Below are 2,836 nucleotides of genomic sequence, written 5' to 3'. Positions count from 1 at the left end.
CGTTGCGCGCCGCCAGCACGGGGAAGTTGGCCTCACTTAGATCCTCGCCGGGCCTGAGCTGAGCTGGATCCCGCACCAGCCAATCCATCGGGCAATTCAGTTCCTGGAGCACCAGCCATGCGGCAGCCAGGTCCCAAATCTTCGGTGTGGCCTCCAAGGCCGAGATGGTCTGCCCCATCCCCACACTCACCAGGTTCAAGCTGGCCACCCCCAGCAGCCGAATCTTCCCTGGGAAACGCTGATTCGGAAGCTTCTGCAGCACCCCAATCGAGCGGCTGCAAAGGGACGCACAACCGGCCACCTGATTGCGGGCCGAAGGGGCACCCAATTTCTTGTCCTTCCGCCAGGCTCCACCGCCTCGAATCGCCACGATCCGCTGACGCAGGGGCGGTACGTCCAACACCCCCAGCACCGGGACTCCGTTCTCAAAGCGGGCCAGGGAAATCGCCCAATAGGGAATCCCCGCCGCGAAGTTGGTCGTCCCATCCAGGGGATCCACCACCCAATAGGCCTCCGAGGTCGGAACCGACTGACTGCCTTCCTCGCTCAGCACCCCCTCACCGGGATAGAGCTCAGCCAAACCTTTGACCAAGGTGGCATCGCTCCAGCGGTCACAGGCCGTGATCAGGCTCCCGTCGGCCTTGGCTTCGGAATCCAGCTGGCCAAAGTCCTGTCGCTGTCGCTCGGCCACCTGATCCAGCAGTAGCCCCAGCTGCTCCAAGCCTTCTGGCATCGCAAGAGAAAGCATCGTCACCCCAGCTCCGCAGCGAGAACACGATCGAGATTGCCGGCTGTATCCGCCCGGAATTGCTTCAGGCTGACGCGGCTCAACAGCACCAAGGCCAGAACCGCGATGGACGCCTCAAACAGCAGCACCAGCCCGTAGGCCACATGCGCTGGTGCCTCAGGCAACACCCAGCGCGCTGCATCCAACAGACCCCCACCCATCACCTTGCCCAACGCCCGTGAGTAGGCCTGGGCCAGGCCCCAGACACCGACAAAGGTGCCAGCGACAGCAGGAAGGGTGAGATCCAGCATCAAAACCAAGGTGGCATTGGTTCCGATCCCTGTCGCCAGTCCGAACAGAAACAGCACGATCCGCAATGCATTCGGATCAGCCAGCACCCCGACGCCCGCCAACAGCAGCAGCGACAGCAGGATCAGCTGACAGCCCAGCCGAGCCGCGCTGAACTTCCCAAGCTTGGGAACCAACCAGAGCCCGGCCAGCAGCAAACCCAGCAGGGTTCCCACCCCCCAAACCGCACTCAAGGAAGCCGTCGCAGCGATCGGCAGACCGAACACCTCCGCGCCGTAGCTCTCCAGGATCGGGTCCTGCAGGAAGACCGCCAAGGTGAACGCCAGCAGGAAGCAGAAAAAGACCAGCACCTGACGGCTGCAGGTGATCAGGCGCCAGGCATCCCCCAGGGTGATCGCATCCTCACGGTCCTCCGAGCGACTAATCGCCCGCTCACTCGCATGGGGCTCCACGCCCCAGGTCGCAAAGACCGTCAGGGCAAACACCACCACGGCCACGCGAGCCAAGAACTGGAACAGCGCTGGCTCAAGCAGCGCTGGGTCACTCACCCCATCCAGCCCCTTCAAACAAATGCTGGTGGCAATCGCACCCACCACGATGCCCACGGTGAGCAGACACCAAATCAAGCCCACCGCCCGGGGGCGTTCCTCCTCGCTCGTCAGGTCAATCACCAGGGCCAGGTAGGGCGTCGTCGCCAGCGAGACCGCCAGGCCGTAGCAAGCCACCACCGCACAGATCGCCGCAATCCCAGCCGTAATCGCCCCAGCATCCCCTGAACCGAAGGCGGCATGCAGGCGGAAAATCAGCGGGATCAACAGCACCGCCAAGCTGCAGAACAAGGCCGAACCCAGCCAGATGTAGGGGGTGCGGTGTCTGCCGGCCCAGGGCCGGCTATCGGAGATCTGTCCGAACAGGATGCGCGCCGGGGCCACCACCTGCTCAAGGGCCAGGGCACCACCCACCAGCAGCCCAGGGAAACCCAGCTCCGTGAGCATCACCCGGTTGAGCATCCCGACAAAGATCACCGCCAGACAGCCCAGGCACCCCTGGAACAACCCCAGACGGATCAGACGAGGAAGAGGAAGAGACAGCTGCAGTCGCTCAGCTGGTCACTGACGTTAGTCGGACTAAGACCTAGCTCTTGGCCGCCGGATAGGGAGCGGAGCAGGCTGGCGGCAGGGGCTCAGGCGGGACAGGAACGGTGTAGGTCTCGTCCTCAAGCGGCTTGATCGCCGAGAGCTTGGGCGGCTGGCAGATGGCGATCTGATCCAGACCCGTGCGGCGTCGCAACTCCGAAAGACCGTTGTTGTAGTCAGCGAGAGCTCGTGCATAACGCAGCTGGGCCTGAGTCAAGTCCCGCTGGTTATCCACGACCTCTCGCTGGGTGGTCACACCGGCCTGAAAGCGCAGGCGAGCCAAGCGGAGCGATTCACGGGAGGAGAGCACCTCGCGTGAGGTGGTCTGAATCGTGCGTGTATCAGCCCGCAAATCGTTAAAGCTCTGCTCCACCTCGAAGCGAACGCGATCGCGGGTGTCCGCGAAGCGGAAAGCGTTTTCTTGAGCCTGTTGCTTGGACTGGCGGTACTGCGCCCGGGCGCGGCCGCCATCAAAGATCGACCAGCGCAGGTTCAGACCCACCGTGTTGTCGGTAGCCCAGGTTTGGCCAGAGCTGATGCCAAAACCCTCGTCGGTATTGGCATTCAGACCGGCGTAGCCAAAGGTTCGGCCTGTCACGAAGTTATTGATGATGCTCAAGAACGGCTGCACAGCACCCAAGGAGGCGTTGGCGTTGCTGTTCGA

Annotated in this window: 3 protein-coding genes; all 3 read right to left on the bottom strand. The window is 63.2% G+C overall.

The annotated features are described in order from the left end of the window. The coding region (locus QZ189_RS11040; RefSeq protein ID WP_296421792.1) for an inositol monophosphatase family protein at nt 1-748 on the bottom strand (748 nt) is incomplete at its 3' end. 2 nt (nt 749-750) lie between these two features. After that, nucleotides 751-2,091: a BCD family MFS transporter gene (locus tag QZ189_RS11035; protein ID WP_363155750.1), complete on the bottom strand. Its 1,341-nt coding sequence runs from the start codon at nt 2,089-2,091 to the stop codon at nt 751-753. Between the two features lie 79 nt (nt 2,092-2,170). Continuing rightward, on the bottom strand, nt 2,171-2,836 hold a 666-nt coding region (locus tag QZ189_RS11030), incomplete at its 5' end, for a TolC family protein (RefSeq protein WP_296421790.1).

This window comes from Vulcanococcus sp. CPBay_Sum15L08_68 (assembly GCF_017855895.1).
Lineage (GTDB): Bacteria > Cyanobacteriota > Cyanobacteriia > PCC-6307 > Cyanobiaceae > Vulcanococcus.
This window is presented reverse-complemented; position numbering and strand designations above follow the sequence as displayed.